Here is a 22,643-nt window from a genome sequence, read left to right on the forward strand (position 1 = left end):
TCACCATTTTAGGCAATCAAACAGTCATCAATAAACAAGAACAGCAATATGTACACCGACACCCACGCCCATTTAACCTATTTAGACACTTACCAACACAACAAACCTGCCCTACTTGCCAATCTAAAAGAGATGAACGTAAGCCGTATCATGGCAATTTGCTGTGAATTTGGCGAGATTGATAGCATTAGACAATGGGTAGATTTATCCAATGACGACATCAACATCGGCATGAGTATCGGCTTGCATCCTTGCCAAGACAAGGCGATTTTAAAGGCGGTGAGCGTGGACGATTTTGTGCAGTTAAATAACGAAAAGGTGTGGGCATTTGGCGAAACAGGGCTGGATTATCATTGGGACGACACCAAGAAAGCTGAACAAAAACATAGCTTTGCCACGCACATTCACGCAAGCCAAACCCTAAAAAAGCCAATCATCGTCCACACCCGCAGTGCCTATCACGACACGCTTGACCTACTAAAGGCTGAAAAGTGCGAACACGGCATTATCCACTGTTTTACCGAAGATTATGCCTTTGCCAAAACCTGCCTTGATATGGGGCTGTATATCTCATTTTCTGGCATTGTCAGTTTTAAAAAGTCGGTGGAACTCCAAGACGTTGCCAAAAAATTGCCCCTTGACCGAATTTTAATAGAGACCGACAGCCCCTATCTTGCCCCTGTGCCAAAACGTGGGCGGGATAATGAGCCGTCTTTTGTGCCATATGTGGCAAAGGCTCTGGCGGATATTTTTGGCAAAACCCCTGATGAGATAGGACGTATCACAAGCCAAAATTTTGATGAGTTGTTAAATCAATATGGTTAAATCTGGCATGGCAAAATTTTATAAAAATTAGTAGAAAAAAGTTGTTTTTTTGTATATAATAACCAAAATCTACGACAAGCGAGTGATTATGAAAATACAACTTTACTTTTGCCCCTTATTTGAGCAAAGTTGAGTTTATTTTTAATCATTCGCTTTTTTGTGTCTAGGGCGTGCCTGCCCTTTATAACACAATTTAAAATTTACAAATTTCGTAGAAATAAAATGATGTTTTTGCATGAAGAATGGCTAAATCTGGTTTTTCATAATAAAAGCTCGTTTGATAGAACGACTATCAAACTTCACTTTTTCCTTGAAAAACGTGCGATTTTCCTCATTTTTCATTGCAAATACAAAAGGCAGGCACACCCTAAATTTTAGACTGCGGCATTTTGCCAAAAAATTTTGTCTAAAATTTGCCAAAAACAAAAATTTTTACATTTTTATAACTCTATAACTTATTTTTTCCAATCGGAGCGTGTCATGACCAAAAAAGCCATTTTAGCCCTACAAGACGGTACAATTTTTCATGGTGTTAGCATTGGGGCGGACGGTGAGACGGTCGGCGAAGTCGTCTTTAACACCGCCATGACAGGCTACCAAGAGATTCTCACCGACCCAAGCTACGCCAAACAAATGGTTACGCTGACCTATCCGCACATCGGCAATACAGGCTGTAACGAAGAAGACACTGAGTCTGGACGCATTCATAAGGTATGGGCGAGCGGTCTGATTATCCGTGATTTGCCACTGCTTTATAGTAATTTTAGAAGCCAGATGTCGCTGTCTGAGTACCTTATCAAGTACAATGTCGTGGCGATTGGCGATATTGACACTCGTAAACTCACCCGTATCTTGCGTGAAAAAGGGGCTCAAAATGGGGCAATCGTTGTGGGCGATGACGTGGAGCGCGCCTTAGAAAGAGCATTGGAACTTGTCAAAAACGCCCCTGACATGAACGGACTTGATTTGGCAAAAGTGTGCTGTGATAAAGACGGTTTTGAATGGAGTGAAGGCTCTTGGGAGCTTGGTAGAGGCTTTAAGACACCAGAACTTAAATACAATGTTGTCGCTTATGATTATGGCGTAAAAACCAATATTTTAAGAATGCTTGCTGATAGAGGGTGTAAACTCACTGTTGTGCCTGCCGAGACCCCTGCCGAACAAGTTTTAGCCTTAAATCCTGACGGTATTTTCTTATCCAACGGACCGGGCGACCCATCTGTGTGTGATTATGCCATTGAAGCTATTAGACAAATTTGCGACACCACCAAAATTCCTGTATTCGGTATTTGTTTGGGTCATCAATTGTTGGCTCTGGCAAGCGGGGCAAAAACCATTAAAATGAATCACGGTCATCACGGAGCCAACCACCCTGTACAAAATCTTGATGATGGCACAGTGATGATTACTTCACAAAATCACGGCTTTGCGGTAGATGAAGCGACTTTACCAAGCACTTTGCGTGCGACACATCGTTCTTTGTTTGACGGCTCAAATCAGGGCATTGAACGCACCGACCGTGTGGCATTTAGCTTTCAAGGACACCCAGAAGCCAGCCCCGGCCCGCATGATTGCTCAGTGCTTTTTGATCGGTTTGTGGCGGAGATAGAAAAGGCGAAAGCCTAACCATTAAGGTGCGTTTGTTGCGTATAAACGCACCGAATTTTAGGTTCAAATCAGGGGGTTTAAATCAGGGGTTTAAAGATGAATAAACTGATTGCAATTTTGTTATGTCTGCCAGTGATGGCGTGTGCAACCCCTAATGCACCACAAGAACCTACCCAACATCAGAAATTTTATCATAGCATTGAAAATACAATGCCAGCATTATTAAATCAAATTGGTTTTAATGTAGCTTATTTTCAAAATGCGATGATACAGGATTCTAGTGGTCAAGATTACCCTAAAATTGATGTTACGGAAAAACAATATGCAATCTGTATGCAAAATGCCATTGATAATAAATTTTATGAAAAACCATTATCACAAGCAGTGACTCATTATTTATCGCAAGCAGACGAGCAAACAATTGCTTACGACAAAAAGATATTGGACAGTGAAATTCTCTTAAAAGTAAATGAGCTATATAAAGATATTTTTAAATTATACGCAAGTGATGAACGAGCAGATGCAAAAATGGTTAGTTATAAAAGTATCAAAAATCAAGAACAGGCATTGATAGGCGATGGCATAATATTTAGCCATGAGTATACACAAAATTTTATTAAGTTTTTTAATTCTGCATTTACTCAATCTATGGTAAAACAAATAGACAAATGCTTAGAAGATCAATATGAAAGATTGGGTATGATGTATGATAGTCTATAAAATATTTGGCATTGTTAAATAAAAATATATTTTAAAATTTGGACGTGTAGGGGCGAATCACATTCGCCCAAAAATCAACACTTTATCACAGGGCAAATGTAATTTGCCCCTACAAATTTATCCAAAGGTATAATTAATTAACAATACCAAATATTTAAATATTATCGATAGTCTTGATAATAGATATTAGAGAGATGAAATAGCTGATGATGCAAGATAAATTTAACCCAACCCTTGAACAAAATCGTTTTTTGGCTCGTAAAAATATCGTGGAAGTTATTCATGGCTTATCATGATAAAAAAAAGGAAATGTTATGCTTAAAAAATCACTCATCTTATCATTATCATGTTTATTGTCATGTCTTAGTGTGACTAGCCACGCCATGACACCCAATAAAGAGCAAACAGCCCAATTATATCAAGCCATAGAAACAACCCTGCCTGCCAGTGCCATTGCACGAATGAATGTTCTATATATATTGCAAGGCTATGCTTATCATGATGTTGATAGCCTAAGCGAACTGCCCTTAGAAGCAATCAAAGTTTATGATATTTTTTCGCCAAAAGTCAATCAATGTATTATCAATGAATTAAATAAAAAAAGTTATCATCAATCCCTACAAAAAGGCTTAACTCATTATTTTGAGCAAGTCAGCCTTGATGAATTTGAGCGTGATTTGGCTTATTTAACCGACCCCAAACGCGTGCAATATTTTCATTATACCAAAAAACACATGGCGTTATTGGGTAAACACGCCGATGAATTAGAAGCGTATTTTAAAACAGGCGAAGAGACCGATAAAATCAAATCAGCACTGGCGATATTAGAACAATCTGCCGAAGAGTCAGCTAGCATTTATCCCTTTATGGAGCGAGACTTTGACAGGCTCATCAGTGATGATGGCGATACCGAACCGCTTGCGGAGCTTATGGGGCTATCATTGGCCAATAACCCTTATGAGCCTGCTGATAAGTCCACGCCTGTCAATCCCATGTCCATTTATCAGCAACAACTCATTGATAACTGCCACAAGCCCATTTGGCAAGACATCAAACAAGGCAAATATCAAGCCCTTTAACCAATAAACACAAACAAAGCAAAAAGAGAGACCCCTATGCCAAAACGTACCGACATACAATCCATTTTAATCATTGGGGCTGGCCCCATTGTCATCGGACAAGCCTGTGAATTTGACTATTCTGGTGCCCAAGCGTGCAAAGCCTTGCGTGAAGAAGGCTTTCGTGTGATTTTGGTCAATTCCAACCCTGCGACCATTATGACCGACCCATCTATGGCGGATGCTACTTACATTGAGCCGATTACTTGGCAGACGGTTGCCAAAATCATTGAAAAAGAACGCCCTGATGCGGTGCTACCTACCATGGGTGGACAGACGGCATTGAACTGTGCGTTGGCACTAGACGCAAACGGCGTGCTAAAACAGTACGGCTGTGAGCTGATTGGAGCAACCAAAGAAGCCATTGAAAAAGCCGAAGACCGCAACTTATTTGACAAGGCGATGAAAAAAATCGGTCTTGAATGCCCCAAAGCGGACATTGCCGAGACCATGGATGAGGCCCTAGAAATCCAATCTCGTTTTGGCTTTCCTGTCATTATCCGTCCGTCTTTTACCATGGGCGGAAGTGGGGGCGGTATTGCCTATAATAAAGAAGAGTTTTTGGAAATTTGTCAGCGTGGTTTTGACTTGTCGCCCACTCATCAGCTACTGATTGATGAGAGCCTTATCGGCTGGAAAGAGTATGAAATGGAAGTCGTGCGAGACAAAAACGACAACTGTATCATCGTCTGCTCTATTGAGAACTTTGACCCCATGGGCGTGCATACAGGCGACTCAATCACCGTTGCCCCTGCTCAAACCTTGACCGATAAAGAATATCAGCTAATGCGTAACGCGTCTATCGCGGTTTTGCGTGAGATTGGCGTGGAGACAGGTGGTTCAAACGTGCAGTTTGGTATCAATCCCAAAGACGGTCGCATGATCGTCATTGAGATGAACCCCCGTGTGAGTCGTTCGTCAGCATTAGCTTCTAAGGCGACAGGCTTTCCGATTGCCAAAATCGCTGCCAAATTGGCGGTCGGCTACACGCTTGACGAGCTAAAAAATGACATTACAGGCGGTGTTACCCCTGCGTCTTTTGAGCCGTCCATTGACTATGTGGTTACCAAAATTCCACGCTTTAACTTTGAAAAATTCCCCCAAGCCGAGCCTGTGCTGACCACACAAATGAAGTCGGTCGGTGAAGTTATGGCAATCGGTCGTAATTTCCAAGAATCCATGCAAAAGGCACTGCGTGGGCTTGAAACAGGGGTGACAGGCTTTGATGAAGTGATGAATTTAGAAAACAAATCGGCAAATGCCATTGTCTCTGAAATCAAAAACCGCCTAAGCATTCCCACGCCTGAACGCATTTTTTATCTTGCCGAAGCGTTTCGTCATGGATTTAGCCTTGATGAAGTGTTTGAATTAACCAAGATTGACCGTTGGTTCTTGGTGCAAATTGAAGACATTGTCAAAACCGAAAATGAAATCAAAACCTTAGGCTTTGGCGATTTGACCGCCGAGAATATCCGCACCTTTAAGCGTAAAGGCATGAGTGATTTACGCATTGCCAATCTTATGGGCATTAGCCAAAAGCAGTTCCGTAAACAGCGTTGGAATTTGGGTGTATATCCGATTTATAAACGAGTGGACACTTGTGCTGGAGAATTTGCGTCCAATACCGCCTATATGTATTCAAGCTATGATGACGAGTGCGAGGCACGCCCAACCGACAAAGACAAAATCATGGTCATCGGCGGGGGCCCAAACCGTATCGGACAAGGCATTGAGTTTGACTACTGCTGTGTTCATGCCGCCCTTGCCATGCGTGAAGATGGCTATGAAACCATTATGGTAAACTGTAACCCCGAGACCGTCTCAACCGACTACGACACGTCAGACCGTTTGTATTTTGAGCCGATTACCCTAGAAGACGTGCTAGAAATCGTCCGCACCGAAAACCCCAAGGGCGTGATTGTGCAATATGGCGGTCAAACGCCCTTGAAACTAGCCCGTAGCTTAGAAGAAGCAGGCGTACCTATCATCGGGACAAGCCCTGATGCGATTGACCGTGCCGAAGACCGTGAGCGTTTCCAGCAGATGATTAACAAGCTAAACCTAAGACAGCCCAATAACAGCATTGTCAAATCATCAGAAGAAGGCATTCGTGAGGCGATAAAAGTCGGCTATCCGCTCGTGGTGCGTCCGTCCTATGTGCTTGGCGGTCGTGCCATGGAGATTGTCTATAATGAAGACGAGCTAAAACGCTACCTGCGTGAGGCGGTGCAAGCGTCTAATGAAGCCCCTGTCCTGCTTGACCGTTTCTTGGACGATGCCATTGAAGTGGACGTGGACTGTGTGTCGGACAGCAAAGACGTGGTGATTGGCGGTATCATGCAACACATTGAGCAAGCAGGTGTTCACTCAGGCGACTCGGCGTGTTCTATTCCGCCTTATTCGCTAGGGCAAGACATTCAAGACGAGATGAGACGACAAACCATCGCCATGGCAAAAGAGCTTGGCGTGGTGGGGCTCATGAACGTACAATTTGCTGTAAAAGGCGATGAGATTTATATCTTAGAAGTAAACCCGAGAGCGAGCCGTACCGTGCCATTTGTCTCAAAATGTATCGGCACGTCTTTGGCAAAAGTTGCCGCTCGCTGTATGGCAGGGCAGACGTTGGCAGAGCAGAACTTTGTCAGTGAGATTGTGCCAAAACATTTCTCGGTCAAAGAAGCGGTGTTCCCCTTTGCCAAATTCCAAGGTGTAGACCCCATTTTGGGCCCTGAGATGAAATCCACAGGCGAGGTCATGGGCGTGGGTCAGACCTTTGGCGAGGCGTATTATAAGGCAACGCTTGGGGCAGGCGACAGATTGACAGGCTTGCCACAGGACGGCGAGACCAAAACTGTCTTTATCTCGGTGCGTGATAGCGATAAAGCAGGCGTGGTGGACGTGGCAAAACGTCTGGCAGGCTTTGGCTTTAACATCGTTGCCACAGGCGGTACGCATGACGTGCTGGCGGACGCTGGCGTGGCGTGCGAGCGTGTCAATAAGGTCAGCGAAGGTCGTCCGCACATCGTGGATATGATGAAAAATGGTCAGATTCATCTTGCCATTAACACCACCGAAGGTAAACAGGCGTTAGAAGACTCTTTCCCAATCCGCCGTGAAGCCTTGCAAAACAAGGTGCTTATCGCAACCACGCTGAACGCAGGGCGTGCGGTGTGTGAGGCTTATGAAACGACATTGCCGTTTAATGTGTATAAATTGCAAGATTTGTAATTTACCCATAAAAATATCAAAATTAACCGCTGTTAGAGATAATGGCGGTTAATTTTTTAAGGAACATCATGACTTTTCCAAAAATCATCTCAGGCGGACAAACAGGCGTGGATAGGGGTGCGTTGGACGGTGCGTTATCTCGTGGTATGCCGTGCGGTGGACATTGCCCCGAAGACAGGCGAGCCGAAGACGGTATCATTGATGATAAATATCCACTCACTCCCCTAATGGGTGCGGGCTATCGCAAACGCACTCGCCAAAACGTGATAGACAGCGATGCGACTGTGATGATTTACCACGCCCAAATCACCCCAAAAAGTGGCACAGAATTAACCCTAAAAACGTGTATCAGCCAGCATAAACCATATTTACTCATTGATATGAAGGCGTTTTCGGTGGACGTGGCGTCTGATTATCTCATTGATTTTATTAAAAAATATGACATCAAAACGCTAAATTTTGGTGGTTCTCGTGGCTCGGTTGTACCAACCATTCAAGCCTTTACCAAAGAGACGGTTGAACTTGCCATTGATAAATGTCTGATAAATAAAGATTTGTGCCAATATGACTTTTAAATGATTTAAAAAGAAACTCCATGCAAACTTTCCAATACGACAATTCCCATACCGATTATTTAGCCAGTCGTTGCCCCAAAATGGCAATGGCGATTGACAAAATTGGACACATTAACCGCCCTGTCAATCCCGATATTTTTAGCGAGCTGATACGGGCTATCATCGGTCAGCAGATTTCTAGCTCCGCTGCCCACACCGTGTGGCAACGCTTAACAAATTTGACCAACATCACACCGACCGCCATTGCCAACTTATCCGCTGATGACTTGCAAGGCATTGGTATATCGTATCGTAAGGTGGGTTATATTCAGGGCATTGCGTGCGATATTTTGGACAATCATTTGGATTTGGATAGCCTGCACACGATGAGCGATGATGAGATAAAACAGGTGCTTGTTGCCTTTAAAGGTGTGGGCGAATGGACGGCACAAATGCTAATGATTTTTAGTCTAAATCGTATGGACGTGTTAAGTCAGCATGATTTGGCGATTGTACGTGGGCTTAGAATGCTGTATCGTCATCGTGAAATCACACCAAAACTGTTTGCCAAGTACCAAAGACGATTTGCCCCGTACAACTCGGTGGCAAGTCTGTATCTGTGGGCGATTGCAGGTGGTGCGTTGGGTTTGACTGACCCCAAACCTATCCTTAAAAAAGCCAAATCTTGATTGCCATCATCAGCCCAATTTGTTACAATCTAACTGCTATTTTATTGCAAAAAGGAAAACGCCATGACCCACACTCATCACCCCGAAACCCTTGCCATTCATGCAGGTTATGAGATTGACCCCACAACCAAAGCCGTTGCTGTGCCGATTTATCAGACCAGCTCTTATGCCTTTGACAACACCCAACACGGGGCGGATTTGTTTGATTTAAAAGTGGCGGGCAACATCTACACCCGTATCATGAACCCGACCAATGCCGTGCTAGAAGCTCGCATGAGTGCCTTAGAAGGCGGTGTGGCAGGGCTGTGCGTGGCGTCTGGTATGTCCGCCATTACCTACACCATTCAGGCACTCTGTGAAGCGGGCGATAACATCGTGTCGGTCTCTACCTTGTATGGTGGCACTTACAATCTGTTCGCCCATACCTTGCCTCGTCAAGGCATTGAGGTGCGTTTTTTTGATTATAATAACCCTGAAAGCTTGCTTGATTTGATTGATGATAAGACCAAGCTAGTCTTTGGTGAGAGCATTGGCAACCCCCTAGGCAATATCCTAGACATTGCCAAAATCAGCGAGCTTGCTCATAGTAAGGGCGTGCCTGTGGTCATTGACAACACGGTCGCCACGCCAATCTTATGTAAGCCCTTTGAGCATGGGGCGGACATCGTGGTGCATTCTTTGACCAAATACGCCAGCGGTTCTGGCACGAGTGTGGGCGGTATCATCATTGACGGCGGTCGCTTTGACTGGGCAAGTCAAAAAGAGCATTTCCCCCTACTAAACACCCCCGATGTCAGCTATCATGGCGTAAACTTTGCCGAAGCCATGGGCAATATGGCGTTTATCGCCCGAGCCCGTGTCGCCCCACTTCGCAACACGGGGGCATGCCTGTCGCCCATGAACGCATGGCAAATCATGCTCGGGCTTGAAACGCTTGCTCTACGCATGGAGCGACATTGCGATAATGCGTTGGCGGTTGCTAAATTCTTGGAAAGTCATGAACAAGTCGCTTGGGTTAAATATGCAGGGCTAGACACGCACCCCGAGCATGATTTGGCACAAAAGTACTACAAGGGTAAGCCGTCAGCGATTTTAACCTTTGGGGTGAAAGGCGGACGAGAAGCAGGGGCGAAATTCATCGATGCCTTAGAGCTTATTACTCGCCTTGTCAATATTGGCGATGCCAAGTCGCTCGCCTGCCACCCCGCCACAACCACACACCGCCAGCTCAATGAAGAAGAGCTTGCCAAAGCAGGTGTGAGCGAAGACATGATTCGCCTATCTATCGGTATTGAGCATATTGATGACATCAAGGCAGATTTAAATCAGGCATTGGCAAAAGCCAAATAACTGCAAAACCGCCATTGAAGTTAATGGCGGTTTTATTTTTAAACTCCTTTGACAACATAAAACCCCATCTTAATTTTAAGATGGGGTTTTGTTTGGACTGATTATTTATTTGGCACTGTCAAGGTTTGATTGATTTTTAGCTGTGCGTCAGTGCTGAGATTATTCATCTTGGCAAGCTCTGCCACACTGATGCCAAATTTTTTCGCCACAGAGTTAAGACTGTCGCCTGACTTGACTTTATAAGTATCAGTCAATTTTGGCACTTTAATGGTCTGCCCTCGTTGTAGCTGGGCATTGGCAGGCAGTTTATTGGTCGCTGCCAAATCTCGTGCTGATATGCCATATCTACTGGCAAGGGCATTTAAACTCTCGCCTGCTTTTACCGTATAATTTTCGGTAGATTTAATGATGTTGCCACGAGCGGTGTTGTCGGAGTTGTCATTGCGACTGGCTTTATCATCACTGTTAGTTGTCTGACGAGCAACCTTTACTGTGCCTGCCGCAGGGATGGTAATGGTTCTGCCACGAATGAGTCCTGCTGTTCTTGATAAGTTATTGGCAGTGGCAAGCTCATCTACGCTAATGCCGTATTTATTTGCCACCGATGTTAGACTGTCACCTGATTGGACAGTGTATTTTACCGATTGGTTGTTTAGTTTGCGTTCCACTTGGGCATTGGTGGCAGGTACTTTTATCGTCTGCCCTGCGATAAGTGGCGAGTTGGCATTAAAGCTGTTTAACGCAGCGATGTCAGCATTGCTCACGCCCAGTTTTTTGGCAATGGCAGTCAGCGTATCGCCCGACTGGACTTTATAGGTGCTGGTATTAGCACTGTTTGCCGAACTGGTGTTGCCACTTGATGAGCCTGTATTACTGCTTGATTTGACTGGCGTACCTGATACTTTTAGCTTTTGGTTAATCAAAATCCCATCGGTGACTGATAAGCCATTGAGTGCTGCTAAGTCCTGCACGCTCATGTTGTATTTTCTTGCCACAGAAGTAAGGCTCTCACCTGACTGGACGGTGTGCGTACTGGTTTTCACTGTCGGCTTGGCAGTATCTTTGGCAACCGTGCTGACTTTACCAGGGATAAGCCATAGGCGTTGTCCTGTCTTCACTTGCGTGTTCGCAGGAATGCCATTATAGCTTGCCAACTGGCTGACACTTAGCCCGTGAGCTGCCGCAATGCCTGTCAATGTATCACCCGCCACGACTTTATAACGCTCTGCCTTGGCGGTTGTGGTGGGAGCTGCTGAGACAGGTGGGGTATATGTGTTATTTGGTGGTGCTATCGCAGGTGTGCCTGCACCTGCTGGGGCGTTATAGCTTAGGCTTTTTGTCTCGCCACGAGCTTCTAATACAGATTGCTGGGTTTGGATGGCATTTAGTTCGATGTTACCATCAAGGGCAATTGGCTGAATGTTCTCTGCGCTATTGGCTTGAATCTGAGCGGCAATAAAGTCACGCTCTTCTTGGGTAAGTGGCGGTTCTTGGATGATGCTGTTATTCACAGTCACGCCTGCACCCGTGGCTGGTAGGGCATTGGCAGAAGCCAACTCTTGACGTGAGCTAGGATTCTGCACACCCATATTCGGCTGTACGTAGCTACTTGCCACATAGGTGGAAGCACCATAACCCATACCTTGCAAGGCTTTTAGCTTTGTATCAGCACTGCTTGGCACGCTATTGGGGATAATCACACGCCCCGGTCCGCTGGCATCCACGCTATAATTAATGAGTGATGGGTTAAGCAGTCTTAACTCATCCACTGGCACGCCTGTCACATTTGACACATCATACAGGCTGACACCGAAGTTGGCAGGCACAGCTCTAAAATGGCTGTGGTTGGCGATGGCAGGCAGGTACACGCCATAGCTTTGGGGGTTTTTGACAATTTGAGCAACCGCCATAAAGCGTGGCACGTAGTTCATCGTCTCAGTGGGTAGGCGTAGCGACCAATAATCGGTTGGCAGACCTGCATTGCGGTTAGCATCAATGGCTCTTTGAATACGCCCTGGTCCTGCATTATAAGCCGCCAAGGCAAGCTCCCACGAACCGAACTGGTTATACAAACTGGTTAAAAAGTCATACGCCGCTCGGGTCGATTCGATGATGTCACGACGACCATCATAAGTGGCGCTTTGGTTGAGACCATAAATACGCCCAGTACTGGGGATAAACTGCCACAAACCTGCCGCCGCCGCATTGGATGTTGCTGATGGGTCGTAGGAGCTTTCAATGATGGGCAGTAGGGCAAGTTCGGTTGGAATGCCACGACGCTCCGCTTCGGTTACGGTGTGATGTAGATAACGGGATGTACGGGCAGTTAGGCGATTGATGTAATCTTGACGGCTATAAAACCATGACTTTTGGGCTTCGATACGTCCATTATTTATCTCGCTCATGCGATAACCACGACGCACTCTGTCCCACAGATCGCCATAACGCTGTACGGTCAAGGCATCGCCTTCTACCATGGTCATGTCCGTGGCTTGGAGCAGGTCTTCTAACTCATCTAAGGTTGCTTGGTCAAGCACACCTGCATAGACATCGGCAGGGGCATCTGGCGTGCTTGGCGTGCTGACAATGGGTGCATTACCTGTGTTTACGTTGGTGTTATTGGTACTGGCACAAGCAAACAATAATGTCGATGAGACAGCGATGGTCAAGGGTTTAAGACCTGCCATGCCTGCTTTAGAGCCTATGTTAAAAAACGCCATGATAAAATCCTATTAATGATGTGAAATATGCCTGTATTATAATATATCAAGCCCCATCAATCAAACCCAAATATGTTAATGAAAAAGGCATGGCATTGCCATACCTATTTTCTTTTTAATTTTTAAAACCGTGTAATCCACTGCAAAATCTATTCCACAGTAACTTGCGATACCGCTCGTAGTAGCATGGCATTACCGCCGATATAGGACAAAGTTGCCTTAGAATGCGTTCTAAATGTCGTGCGACGACCATCTTTTGTCCAGCTCTCTGTGGTGATGACATTGGCTCGGGCTTGATTGCCTGTGACGACCACATCTGTCACGTTGATGGTGTAACGATAGTCGCTCGCCCCTGCCCATGACTGTTGAAGTAGTTGTAAATATCCATTTTTATCAAGGGTAGTGGTATTGCCTTTGCGTGTCAAGCTGATGACGGCATTATCATCGATAAGCCGTGAGACCATGCCGATATTTTGGACATTGGCGGCGGTATTTAGACTATTGGCAAAACTTTGTACTGCCGATTCGCTCATGGCGTATGCAGGGGCAGTCATGACCGCACCTGCCAATAGCATAGAACTCGTGACAAGGAAAAACTTGTGACGCTTGGCAGCGGACGACTTGATGTTCGCAGTCTTGTCATTTGTCCTGCCCCGCCCTTTTTTGTACCACAATGTCATCGCCAATCCAGTCAAAGCAACGGTTTTTAAAGTCTTTTTCATAGTAAATGGGTTTGATAAAATAAATTTAGCATAAGATAACAGCTTTGCCCTAAGCAAACATGGCTATTTTGTAATATTTTGTTGCAATTTTGGTAAAAGGCGTGGCTGACCCATGTTTTTTATAACTCATCAAGCCCACGCTTTAAATCATTGATGATGTCATTGACATTCTCCAAACCCACCGACAGACGAATCAGCCCATCATTGACACCTGCCTCCACCCTTTGTTCTGGCGTCATTCTAAAATGGGTGGTGCTGGCAGGGTGGGTAATGGTGGATTTGGCATCGCCTAAGTTGTTGGTAATGCTGATGACCCGTGTGCTGTCAATGACGTGCCACGCCTTGTCTTTGTCCGCCACTTCAAAGCCAATAATCGCCCCGAATGCTCCGCCTTGTACGTCTAAGTGCGTGTGTTGCGATTTGGCAAGCGTGTGGCTTGGGTGCGTGGGCAATCCTGAAAAATGCACCTTTTTGACTTTTGGGTGATTTTGTAAAAATTCGGCAACCTGATTGGCGTTTTCGCAATGGGCTTTCATGCGGATTGATAGGGTTTCAAGCCCCTTTAACAGCACCCACGCATTAAAGGGCGACAGACTAATACCCCCTGTGCGAATGACGGTAAAGGCTTTTTCCATAAGCTCGTTTGAGCCAACGAGCGCCCCGCCAAGCACACGCCCTTGCCCGTCAATGTACTTGGACGCCGAATGAATCACCACGTCCGCCCCAAGCTCCAACGGCTTTTGAATGGCAGGGGTGGCAAAGCAGTTGTCCACGATGAGCATCGCCCCATTATCATGAGCCAATTTTGCCAAAAATCGCAAATCAGCAATTTGAGCCAGCGGATTGGACGGACTTTCGCAGTACAGAATTTTGGTGTTGTCCTGAATGGCGTTTTGCCATGCGTCATTATCAAAACAGTCCACATAGCTCACCTCCACACCAAATGAGCGGAAGTAAGTATCAAACAGTGCAACTGATGAGCCGAACAACTGCTTAGCACAAAGCAAGTGGTCGCCTGCTTTTAGATACGCCAAACACATGGTCAAAATCGCCCCCATACCACTTGCGGTAGCGACACAGCGTTCGCCCCCTTCTAGCAGGGCAAGCCGTCTTTCAAAGGCTCGGACGGTGGGGTTGGTGTGGCGTGAATAGACATTGCCTTTTTTTGTACCGTCAAAATGGTCGGCGGCGTCTTTGGCAGATTTGTAAACATAGCTACTGGTCGTAAAAATCGCCTCGCCATGCTCGCCCTCGTCCGTGCGATGATAACCGCCACGGATTGCCAAAGTCTCTTCAAAAAATCCCAAAGTCGGGTCTAGGGCATCGGATTGCCAGTTGGGGTCTAAGGTGGTCATGATTTTCCTATTAATTTTAATGCTAAAATGATTGGCGTGCCGTACGCCCATTTATGATAGTGCGTTAGTATAGCATAATCCTATAAAAACCGCTCTTGATAATTTTATGAGACAAGGAATGTGGCATATACTGCAAAAGCTAAATCCTGCCCGTTAATTGATAAGGTGCTAATTGAAAATTTAGCATTATATTTACACTTCTTATCTCATAAATAACACCAGACCAATAGGAATGTTCAAGAATGATATGATTATCAATGTTAAATAATTTTTTCTGTAAATCATTTGCTATCAATTCAGAAATATTAGATAAGGATTCGTTATAAGATTTAAAATTTCCTTTAACTTCATAAATAGCTGATAAAAAATAGCTATAACTATTCAAAAAATCCAATAAATTTTTATTCACATAGATAATAAATATACCATTTTCGGCAAGATTTATATATTTGTTTAACAGAATATGATTATTTTTATCAAAATAATCTTCAATGCTCATACCACTGCTATAATATTTACATACGATTAAATAAACTTCTTCTTTTTCATTAATCACAAAATATCCAGAATTACTTTTACCAAAACATTGAAATTTATGATAATCATTTGATATAGAAATTAATTCATCTGGAAAATTAATAAACTTAAATCCTGCATTTTTATAATCATCTAAATATGAAAATAAATTAGCGTAAATTTCATTTAAACTCATTCTTTTTATTTTATTATTATGCCGAATGGCATATCCTTTTTCTTGTAAAAAGACAATGTCTTCTGTATTTTCTTTACAGAATAAATCATCATAAAATATATTCATATATGATTTCTCTTTATTTAATGCCATTTAGAAAAATGATAAACAAAAGGGGTATAACACCCCTTTTTATCACTCTTTTACCTCAAACACCTGCTTTAAATATGCCAAATACGTATCATCATCAATCATCGTCTTGCCGGGGCTGTCGGAGAGTTTGGCGACAGGTTGCCCGTTACATTCCACAAGTTTTAGCACGATATTCAGTTGGGTGAGTCCCATGTCGTTGGTGAGATTGGTGCCAATACCAAAGCCTGTTTTGATACGGGTTTTAAAATATTCATGCAAATCCCACGCCTTTTGGAGCGTCAAGCCGTCGCTAAACGTCAGGCTTTTGGTTTTGGGGTCAATGCGTAGCTTCTCATAATGAGCAATCGCCTTATCGCCCCACTCGTACGGGTCGCCTGAGTCGTGGCGAAGCCCGTCAAAGAGCTTGGCAAAATACAAATCAAAATCTCTTAAAAATGCGTCCATACCCACAACGTCCGTCAAGGCAATGCCCAAATCACCCCGATATTCACGCACCCACGCCTCCAACGCCGCCTTTTGGCTATCACGCAAACGCACGTCGAGGGCTTGAAAGGCTTGCATAAACTCATGAGCCATGGTGCCAATCGGTGTCAAACCCAGCTCTTTGGCAAGATAGACGTTGCTCGTCCCCCGAAAAATACTGGGCGATGCCTTGGCAAGCGTCCGCACCACATGATAATGCCAGTCTCGGCTATAACGACGACGTGTACCAAAATCTGCCACGGCAAAGGCAGGATTGTGCACGTCTGAATGTTCTAGCATTTCATAATGTTTTAAAATTTGCACCTTTTCATCAAGGCGTTTTTGCCCGTCTGTTAAGGCGTTGGGGTCATTTAGGCGTTCGTAATAGAGCTGATTGACAATGGATAACACAAAAATTTCAAAAAACATCGCCTGAATCATCGCCCCTTCAATCTCAATGTTTAGGCGGTTTTCATCGTCCGTCCAAACCTTGATAAATCGGCGTTTTAAGGCAAATAATTCTAAATAATCCACAAAATCAGGCTTAATAAACCGCAAATTTCGCAGATAATCTAGCTCATCTTGCTTAAATTTTAAGGTGCAAAGTAGGTCAAGCTGATGCTCCAAGTCGTCCTTAATCTCGCCCAAAGGAAACGCCAATTTGTCGTTGTTGCGACAGCGAAAGCGGTACACGCCATGCGTTTGAGGGAATTGGTGGAGCATTGCTTGGAGCATGGTAAATTTGTATAAGTCATTATCCAGTAATGACGTGATGATTGGCGTATGGGTCATGAGTTTTCCAAAAAGAAGTTTGGGGTATGATAGCAAATTTTTGGGGGAATGGGGGATATTTATTTAGGGCGTGCCTGTCTTTTGTATTTGCAATGAAAAATGAGAAAAATCGCAAGTTTTTCAAGGAAAAGTCCGCAGTTGATATTAAAATATCAACAAGGATTTTGACGATGAAAAACAAGATTTAGCCATTTTTTCATGCAAAAACGATTAGTTTTTTCTAAAATATTTCTATATTGTAAACAGTGTTATAAAGGGCAGGCACGCCCTGATTAACCAAAAACTTCGCTATGGGTATTTAACCTTGCCAAATACAAAATATCATCTTCAATTTTGTAAATCAGTACCAAATCATTTTGTACATGGCAATCACGCCAGCCCTTTTTGTCGCCATGTAACGCATGGTCTTTGTATTTGGTAGGCAATGGCTCGCCACGATATAGACAACTTAATACTTCCAAAAGCTCGGCGGTGAGTTTTTGTTTTCTTAAATCCCTATCAAAATCCTTACTGGTCTTAACGCTTAACATTATCTAGCCCTGCAAGCAAACTGTCCAAATCATCATAAAGCGTACCACCGCCATTTTCTAGCTCGGCAATCGCTTGCAAGGTTTTGGCGTTGGGCGTTCTGGCTTGATAATCAAAAGACACAGGCACTTGATTGGTACTAACCACCTGATGAAAAAACAGTTTAATCGCTTGTGTGGGTGACAAGCCATAGCTTGCCAGCACTTTTGTGGCTTGAACTTTGAGTTCGTCATCAATGCGGATATTTAAATTGGTTGTGGTCATATAGCCCCCTTGTGGTTATTTATTTTATTGTAAAGCAATACGCCCCAATTTGCAATGACAAACGCCATACGATTTATCATGTTCCCTTTAACGCCCCCACCACTGCCCCCATGTCGTCCGCACGGGCAATCACCGACACGCACGCCACACCGTCCGCCCCATTGGCACGCACAAGGCTTGCGTTTGTGGTGTCAATTCCACCAATGGCAACAAGCGGACGATTGCCAATCATCGCTCGCACCTGCCCCACCATATCCACGCCCACCGCACGCCCAGCGTCCGCCTTTGAGCGTGTGTCAAACACCGCCCCAATCGCCAAATAATCCGCCAAATCATGCCCCACGCTGACCCTTATCTCATCAAGCGAGCTGTGCGACAAACCCACAAACGCACGTCCACGGCAGAGCCTTGCCACGTCAAAAATATCCATGTCCGTCTGCCCCACATGAACGCCGTCTGCCCCAATGTCAAGGCACAGATGAACGTCATTGTTAATCACAAACGGCACGCCATATTGACGGCATAACGCTTGGCAATCTTGTGCAAGCTGTTTAATCTCATCAGGGCAAGTTAGGGCGTTGTCGCCTTTTTCACGAAATTGATAGCAAGTAATTCCTGCATCAAGAGCGGATTTTAGCACCGCAAGCAATCGCTGTTGGGGTGTGGGTTCGTCTCGGTGCGTGCAGTCTTGTGTGCCTGCGACAAAATAGACGGATAGGATTGATTTATCAAACATGGAGGTTCTTTTTTTGGGGGGGTTAATGCGATGATTGTAAGTGCATCATATGCACTTTTTTATACTGAAATTACCATAAATTCAATGATGTATCGGCGTAGGGGTGTGCTGAGTACGCCCTGTAAAATCTTTGTATCGTCAAGGGCGTGCTGAGCACGCCCCTACAACCCAAAAATAATTATCAGATAATCAATAAGTTATCATTTTAAATTGAAATAAATGATTATCGGTGCATGGTGCGCACCTTGCGATTTTAAAATTTACCAATCATTTTATCTACACCTCACCTTCCCAAAACGCCCAATGATTGACCGCCCCATGTCCGTGTCCGATGTTGGGGGCGGTGGCAATGGCTTGGCTAGTCAAGCGTTTGGCGGTATGAATCGCATCTGCCACGCTCGCCCCCTTGGCAAGCTCTGCCGTGATACACGCCGAAAACGTACACCCTGTACCGTGCGTGTTTTTGCTGTTGGTGCGCACGCTTTGTACTTGCCAAATATCGCCCGTCTCATCAAGCACATAATCTATGCACATGGCACTTTGGGAATTTTGGCTGCCCGCCTTTGATGATGACTGTCTTTGCTCCCATGCCTTGTAAGGCGTACAGGGCTTGCCTTATATCATCATCACACGCTATCGTCATGCCTGTTAGCACTTCGGCTTCTGGTAGGTTGGGCGTGATGATGTCGGTTAAGGGAATAAGCTGTCTTAGGCTGTCCGTTGCGTTGTCATCAAGCAAGGCTTGTCCGCCTTTGGCAATCATCACAGGGTCAAGCACCACTTGCCCAAACGGACGGTTTTGTAGAAACTGCCCCACCGTATCAATGATGTCGGACGTGCCAAGCATACCGATTTTGCACGCCCCAATCTCAAAATCGTCCCGAATGGCGACAAGCTGGACTCTAATGTGGTCGGTCGGCAGATGATAAATGTCCCATACGCCTTGGGTGTTTTGGGCAGTTGTGGCGGTCAGTACACTTGTACCAAATACACGCCTTATGGTAAAGGTCTTTAAATCCGCCTGAATGCCTGCCCCACCGCCAGAGTCCGACCCTGCAATACTAAGAGCTTGGGCGGGGCGATTGGTGCGTGGGTGGGTGTGGACATATCTCATGCCTTTTCTCCCACAAATTTGATACGATTTGCAATTTCATCGGGGCTAATACCGCCCAATTTGTCCAAAAATTGATACATAAACGTACCGCTTTGGCTTGACAATAAGCCTTCACAGGCAAGCTCACCTGCAATGGCAAACGTGGCACAGGCATTGACCGCCCCCACCAAATACCGCTCACGCCCTACCACCGCCAAAAACGCCCCAACCACGGCACTTAGCAAGCACCCTGTGGCAGTAACTTTGGGCAAAAGGGGTGTACCATTGGCAAGGGCGACCACCTGCGTGCCGTCCGAGATGTAGTCAATCTCGCCTGTCAAAATGGCAATGGTGCGATATTTGCTCGCAACCGCTTGGCAAATACTCGCCAAATCCGCATCGCCACGCCCAGCATCCACGCCTTTGGCTTGCCAGTTCGCCCCTGCCAAAAACGCAAGCTCGCCTGCATTGCCACGAATGGCATCAAATTGCACGACTTGGCTAATCTGATAAATGGTAGATTGGCGTAAAGTGCTTGCCGACACCGCCACAGGGTCTAGCACCACAGGAACGCCGTGGGCGTTGGCGGTTTGCCCTGCAATCATCATGGCGGACGTTTTGGGGTCGGACGGCGTACCGATATTTAGCACAACGGCACTGCTTATCTTGGCAAGCTCCGCCATCTCCAAAGGCGACTCTGCCATCATGGGGGACGCACCAATGGCAAGCAATCCATTGGCGGTAAAATTGGCGGAGACCAGATTTGTAATGTTGTGAATTAGGGGATTTTGCTTACGGACTTCGTCGATTAAGTCTAGGGGAATTTGGTCTGGGGAGAGTGGATTTTTGGTAACTTTGGTCATGGGTTTTTCCTTTTTTAAGTAAAAAGCACAGTCAAAACCCACACCAAAAAAGTGTGTTGCTCGTCAATTTTTATCAATTTCCTACGCCAGTTTTAACTGTATCAGGTTCACGGGTATCATCTCAGCCATAAATAGCACCCCGATTGATAAGCAAGATTATAACAAAAGGGTAAAGGGCGTGCAAGCGGTCAAAAGTGGTTAAAATGGTTTTTATTTTTAACAAAATGGCGTAAAATAGCCCTTTATTTGACCATTTAAAAGCGATGACCCTAAACCTACCCCACCTAGACCTTACCCCCTTACAATGGGACGACTTATACACCACCACCCACCCCCATGCCGAATATAACGCCACGCATGATGATATGCTTGCTCGCATTTTGTCTCGCATTGACGACAAAAAGGCTGACAAAGCCTGCCCTGATGAGCTGTGGATTGTGGAACATCAAGACGTCTATACGCTAGGACAAGCGGGCAAAGAAGAGCATATTTTATATAAAACCGACACCCCAATCATCAAAACCGACCGTGGCGGACAGGTAACGTGGCATGGCGTGGGACAGCTTGTGGTGTACTGGCTGTGGGATTTGCACCGACTTGGCATGGGCGTGCGAGACCTAGTCAGCCACGCCGAGCAAGCCATAGAAGACGTTGTTGGCGAGTACCTACCGCCCGATTTGACCGCTAAGGCTCGCCGTGATGCCCCTGGGGTGTATATTTATAACACAAATGGCGATATGCTTGGCAAAATCGCAAGTCTAGGCTTTAAAATCAAACACGGGCATAGTTATCACGGCATTGCCATTAACCTTGTCAATGATTTGACTGCCTTTAACGCCATTAACCCTTGTGGCTATGCAGGCATGGCAATGGTGAAATTATCGCAATTTGGCAAATTTGATGAGAGCCAAACACACGAATTTATTCATAAATTTATCAGTAATATCCAAAAAAGACACAGCGGACAAATCGCCCTAAGACCCATAAATGAGCCAATACCAAGCAAATAAATATGAAATACCCATTAACAATTATCGCAATCACTCTATTGTCCTTGACTGCTTGCGACAACAAACCCAACAGCCCACCTGCTCCAAACACCAAGCCACACCAAGCCGAACAGACCTTTGTGGACGCTACCCCTACATCACCCACGCCAGTCGCCCAAAGCACCAACCCCCAAGCGATTGATTGCCAAGCCATTACCAACACACTAAATGCCATTGACATCAATAGTCAAATAGATGACTTTGATCAGGCAGATAAACTATTAAATCACTGCCTACCGACTGCCGACAACACCACCCAAATCAAGTGGGCAACACAGTATCAGCTTGCTTATCAGCGTTTTTTATCCTTTTGGCAAGGCGATACATTTTTGCTTGATGATACAGAATTTGACCAGTTAAATCAGGTCATGTACGACATTCATTATAACAAAAAGTACAACGAATCCGACATCGCCACACTACACCCAAAAGCCCAATATTTCATCAAGCAAGTCAAACAAAATAAGCTAAAAATAGCAGACTACTGCGAAGGGGAATTTGACTTTGTCAATGATTATCAAACATTTGCCAAGCTGTTTACGCCCCATTTGCCAAAAGACCAAGCAGTCATGATTGAGCGACTTGCCAGCGACAACCAAGAGCCACTATGGTGCGATGCAGGTCTTAGCATTTCATTAGATGAGCTTATCGAGCGGGCGTTATTTTGGCAAGATTATCAAAAGATGTATCCGCAGAGTGTATTTATTGATGATGCCAAACGGTTGTCGTTATTTTATGAATATTTGTTATTTTTTGGTTCAGACAATACACGTTGGCTAAACGATGATAAAACCAAATTTATCACCTACATCAATGAAAATGATGAGATATTTACAGACAAAGCAAGCTTTGTCAAACTTGCCAAACATGACAGCGAACTTGGCAAAAAAGCCCAAGCCTTTCTGGCATTTATCGCCACACCAACAGATGAGCGAGACGATAAATACCCCATAAATCCTGCCAATCTTGACAAACGCCACCTTGATGACCCAAGTCAAATTGAAGATTGGGAGCGGGCAACCTTACAACTCATGACCGCCTTAGACAAAACAAAAATGGACACTCCAAGCTGTATCAGCACCCCCATTTGCCTGCCTGATACATCAGATAAGCCTTGATAATA

21 protein-coding genes and 1 riboswitch are annotated in these 22,643 nt (G+C 45.0%); of the genes, 10 read left to right on the forward strand and 11 right to left on the reverse strand.

Translation table 11 applies throughout. From position 1 onward, the window contains the following. Positions 1 to 48 precede the first annotated feature (48 nt). From DX073_RS04035 to DX073_RS04070, 8 genes are all read left to right on the forward strand, one after another. Entirely contained in the window at positions 49 to 825 is a 777-nt protein-coding gene (locus DX073_RS04035; protein ID WP_115005769.1) for a TatD family hydrolase, read from the forward strand. Between the two features lie 480 nt (positions 826 to 1,305). Further along, positions 1,306 to 2,451 (forward strand): glutamine-hydrolyzing carbamoyl-phosphate synthase small subunit, encoded by a 1,146-nt coding sequence (gene carA / locus DX073_RS04040; RefSeq protein WP_115005771.1) that lies wholly within the window; start codon positions 1,306 to 1,308, stop codon positions 2,449 to 2,451. Positions 2,452 to 2,529: 78 nt separating this feature from the next. After that, on the forward strand, positions 2,530 to 3,153 hold the full coding sequence (locus DX073_RS04045) for a hypothetical protein (protein WP_115005773.1): 624 nt from the start codon (positions 2,530 to 2,532) through the stop codon (positions 3,151 to 3,153). 314 nt (positions 3,154 to 3,467) lie between these two features. Next, a complete protein-coding gene (locus DX073_RS04050; RefSeq protein ID WP_115005775.1) occupies positions 3,468 to 4,232 on the forward strand; it encodes a hypothetical protein in 765 nt (254 codons plus the stop codon). Between the two features lie 36 nt (positions 4,233 to 4,268). Beyond that, positions 4,269 to 7,499 carry a carbamoyl-phosphate synthase large subunit gene (gene carB, locus DX073_RS04055; RefSeq protein ID WP_115005777.1) on the forward strand — a complete coding sequence of 1,077 codons (3,231 nt, stop codon included), beginning with the start codon at positions 4,269 to 4,271 and terminating at the stop codon, positions 7,497 to 7,499. A gap of 68 nt (positions 7,500 to 7,567) precedes the next feature. Next, positions 7,568 to 8,074, forward strand: coding sequence for a putative molybdenum carrier protein (locus tag DX073_RS04060; protein ID WP_115005780.1), 507 nt, complete (start codon positions 7,568 to 7,570; stop codon positions 8,072 to 8,074). Positions 8,075 to 8,094: 20 nt separating this feature from the next. Beyond that, positions 8,095 to 8,742, forward strand: coding sequence for a DNA-3-methyladenine glycosylase family protein (locus tag DX073_RS04065; RefSeq protein WP_115005782.1), 648 nt, complete (start codon positions 8,095 to 8,097; stop codon positions 8,740 to 8,742). 63 nt (positions 8,743 to 8,805) lie between these two features. Further along, the gene (locus tag DX073_RS04070; protein WP_115005783.1) at positions 8,806 to 10,092 is read left to right on the forward strand and encodes an O-acetylhomoserine aminocarboxypropyltransferase/cysteine synthase family protein; all 1,287 of its coding nucleotides are present in this window, start codon (positions 8,806 to 8,808) and stop codon (positions 10,090 to 10,092) included. A 101-nt stretch (positions 10,093 to 10,193) separates the two neighbouring features. Here DX073_RS04070 and DX073_RS04075 read toward each other — a convergent pair whose 3' ends face one another. From DX073_RS04075 to thiM, 11 genes are all read right to left on the reverse strand, one after another. Continuing rightward, positions 10,194 to 12,812: a LysM peptidoglycan-binding domain-containing protein gene (locus DX073_RS04075; protein WP_115005784.1), complete on the reverse strand. Its 2,619-nt coding sequence runs from the start codon at positions 12,810 to 12,812 to the stop codon at positions 10,194 to 10,196. Between the two features lie 149 nt (positions 12,813 to 12,961). Further along, positions 12,962 to 13,534, reverse strand: coding sequence for a nuclear transport factor 2 family protein (locus tag DX073_RS04080; RefSeq protein ID WP_258556867.1), 573 nt, complete (start codon positions 13,532 to 13,534; stop codon positions 12,962 to 12,964). A gap of 119 nt (positions 13,535 to 13,653) precedes the next feature. Further along, the gene (locus DX073_RS04085) at positions 13,654 to 14,889 is read right to left on the reverse strand and encodes an O-succinylhomoserine sulfhydrylase (RefSeq protein WP_115005785.1); all 1,236 of its coding nucleotides are present in this window, start codon (positions 14,887 to 14,889) and stop codon (positions 13,654 to 13,656) included. Positions 14,890 to 15,028: 139 nt separating this feature from the next. Continuing rightward, on the reverse strand, positions 15,029 to 15,706 hold the full coding sequence (locus tag DX073_RS04090) for a hypothetical protein (RefSeq protein ID WP_115005786.1): 678 nt from the start codon (positions 15,704 to 15,706) through the stop codon (positions 15,029 to 15,031). A gap of 69 nt (positions 15,707 to 15,775) precedes the next feature. Next, positions 15,776 to 16,987 carry a nicotinate phosphoribosyltransferase gene (pncB, locus tag DX073_RS04095; protein ID WP_115005787.1) on the reverse strand — a complete coding sequence of 404 codons (1,212 nt, stop codon included), beginning with the start codon at positions 16,985 to 16,987 and terminating at the stop codon, positions 15,776 to 15,778. Positions 16,988 to 17,259: 272 nt separating this feature from the next. Beyond that, positions 17,260 to 17,517: a type II toxin-antitoxin system YafQ family toxin gene (locus DX073_RS04100; RefSeq protein WP_115005788.1), complete on the reverse strand. Its 258-nt coding sequence runs from the start codon at positions 17,515 to 17,517 to the stop codon at positions 17,260 to 17,262. Further along, positions 17,504 to 17,779 (reverse strand): type II toxin-antitoxin system RelB/DinJ family antitoxin, encoded by a 276-nt coding sequence (locus DX073_RS04105; RefSeq protein WP_115005789.1) that lies wholly within the window; start codon positions 17,777 to 17,779, stop codon positions 17,504 to 17,506. The genes DX073_RS04100 and DX073_RS04105 overlap by 14 nt, the downstream gene beginning before the upstream one ends. A gap of 76 nt (positions 17,780 to 17,855) precedes the next feature. Then, on the reverse strand, positions 17,856 to 18,515 hold the full coding sequence (thiE, locus tag DX073_RS04110) for a thiamine phosphate synthase (RefSeq protein WP_115005790.1): 660 nt from the start codon (positions 18,513 to 18,515) through the stop codon (positions 17,856 to 17,858). A 276-nt stretch (positions 18,516 to 18,791) separates the two neighbouring features. Further along, complete coding sequence (locus tag DX073_RS14470) at positions 18,792 to 19,049, reverse strand: bifunctional hydroxymethylpyrimidine kinase/phosphomethylpyrimidine kinase (protein ID WP_220186705.1); 258 nt, start codon at positions 19,047 to 19,049, stop codon at positions 18,792 to 18,794. Beyond that, entirely contained in the window at positions 19,027 to 19,629 is a 603-nt protein-coding gene (gene thiD, locus DX073_RS04115; RefSeq protein ID WP_220186706.1) for a bifunctional hydroxymethylpyrimidine kinase/phosphomethylpyrimidine kinase, read from the reverse strand. The genes DX073_RS14470 and thiD overlap by 23 nt, the downstream gene beginning before the upstream one ends. After that, positions 19,626 to 20,471: a hydroxyethylthiazole kinase gene (thiM, locus tag DX073_RS04120; RefSeq protein ID WP_115005792.1), complete on the reverse strand. Its 846-nt coding sequence runs from the start codon at positions 20,469 to 20,471 to the stop codon at positions 19,626 to 19,628. The genes thiD and thiM overlap by 4 nt, the downstream gene beginning before the upstream one ends. A gap of 61 nt (positions 20,472 to 20,532) precedes the next feature. Then, positions 20,533 to 20,623, reverse strand: a riboswitch (TPP riboswitch). Positions 20,624 to 20,734: 111 nt separating this feature from the next. Here thiM and lipB point away from each other — a divergent pair. After that, positions 20,735 to 21,481 (forward strand): lipoyl(octanoyl) transferase LipB, encoded by a 747-nt coding sequence (gene lipB / locus DX073_RS04125; protein ID WP_115005794.1) that lies wholly within the window; start codon positions 20,735 to 20,737, stop codon positions 21,479 to 21,481. 2 nt (positions 21,482 to 21,483) lie between these two features. Then, entirely contained in the window at positions 21,484 to 22,638 is a 1,155-nt protein-coding gene (locus DX073_RS04130; RefSeq protein ID WP_115005797.1) for a hypothetical protein, read from the forward strand. Positions 22,639 to 22,643 lie beyond the last annotated feature (5 nt).

The organism is Moraxella lacunata (genome assembly GCF_900453205.1).
Taxonomy (GTDB): Bacteria; Pseudomonadota; Gammaproteobacteria; order Pseudomonadales; family Moraxellaceae; genus Moraxella; species Moraxella lacunata_B.

Coding starts and splice junctions, on each gene's coding strand:
- DX073_RS04035 (WP_115005769.1), top strand. CDS start 49: ATGTACACCGACACCCACGCCCATTTAACCTATTTAGACACTTACCAA.
- carA (WP_115005771.1), top strand. CDS start 1,306: ATGACCAAAAAAGCCATTTTAGCCCTACAAGACGGTACAATTTTTCAT.
- DX073_RS04045 (WP_115005773.1), top strand. CDS start 2,530: ATGAATAAACTGATTGCAATTTTGTTATGTCTGCCAGTGATGGCGTGT.
- DX073_RS04050 (WP_115005775.1), top strand. CDS start 3,468: ATGCTTAAAAAATCACTCATCTTATCATTATCATGTTTATTGTCATGT.
- carB (WP_115005777.1), top strand. CDS start 4,269: ATGCCAAAACGTACCGACATACAATCCATTTTAATCATTGGGGCTGGC.
- DX073_RS04060 (WP_115005780.1), top strand. CDS start 7,568: ATGACTTTTCCAAAAATCATCTCAGGCGGACAAACAGGCGTGGATAGG.
- DX073_RS04065 (WP_115005782.1), top strand. CDS start 8,095: ATGCAAACTTTCCAATACGACAATTCCCATACCGATTATTTAGCCAGT.
- DX073_RS04070 (WP_115005783.1), top strand. CDS start 8,806: ATGACCCACACTCATCACCCCGAAACCCTTGCCATTCATGCAGGTTAT.
- DX073_RS04075 (WP_115005784.1), bottom strand. CDS start 12,812: ATGGCGTTTTTTAACATAGGCTCTAAAGCAGGCATGGCAGGTCTTAAA.
- DX073_RS04080 (WP_258556867.1), bottom strand. CDS start 13,534: ATGAAAAAGACTTTAAAAACCGTTGCTTTGACTGGATTGGCGATGACA.
- DX073_RS04085 (WP_115005785.1), bottom strand. CDS start 14,889: ATGACCACCTTAGACCCCAACTGGCAATCCGATGCCCTAGACCCGACT.
- DX073_RS04090 (WP_115005786.1), bottom strand. CDS start 15,706: ATGAATATATTTTATGATGATTTATTCTGTAAAGAAAATACAGAAGAC.
- pncB (WP_115005787.1), bottom strand. CDS start 16,987: ATGACCCATACGCCAATCATCACGTCATTACTGGATAATGACTTATAC.
- DX073_RS04100 (WP_115005788.1), bottom strand. CDS start 17,517: ATGTTAAGCGTTAAGACCAGTAAGGATTTTGATAGGGATTTAAGAAAA.
- DX073_RS04105 (WP_115005789.1), bottom strand. CDS start 17,779: ATGACCACAACCAATTTAAATATCCGCATTGATGACGAACTCAAAGTT.
- thiE (WP_115005790.1), bottom strand. CDS start 18,515: ATGTTTGATAAATCAATCCTATCCGTCTATTTTGTCGCAGGCACACAA.
- DX073_RS14470 (WP_220186705.1), bottom strand. CDS start 19,049: ATGTGCATAGATTATGTGCTTGATGAGACGGGCGATATTTGGCAAGTA.
- thiD (WP_220186706.1), bottom strand. CDS start 19,629: ATGAGATATGTCCACACCCACCCACGCACCAATCGCCCCGCCCAAGCT.
- thiM (WP_115005792.1), bottom strand. CDS start 20,471: ATGACCAAAGTTACCAAAAATCCACTCTCCCCAGACCAAATTCCCCTA.
- lipB (WP_115005794.1), top strand. CDS start 20,735: ATGACCCTAAACCTACCCCACCTAGACCTTACCCCCTTACAATGGGAC.
- DX073_RS04130 (WP_115005797.1), top strand. CDS start 21,484: ATGAAATACCCATTAACAATTATCGCAATCACTCTATTGTCCTTGACT.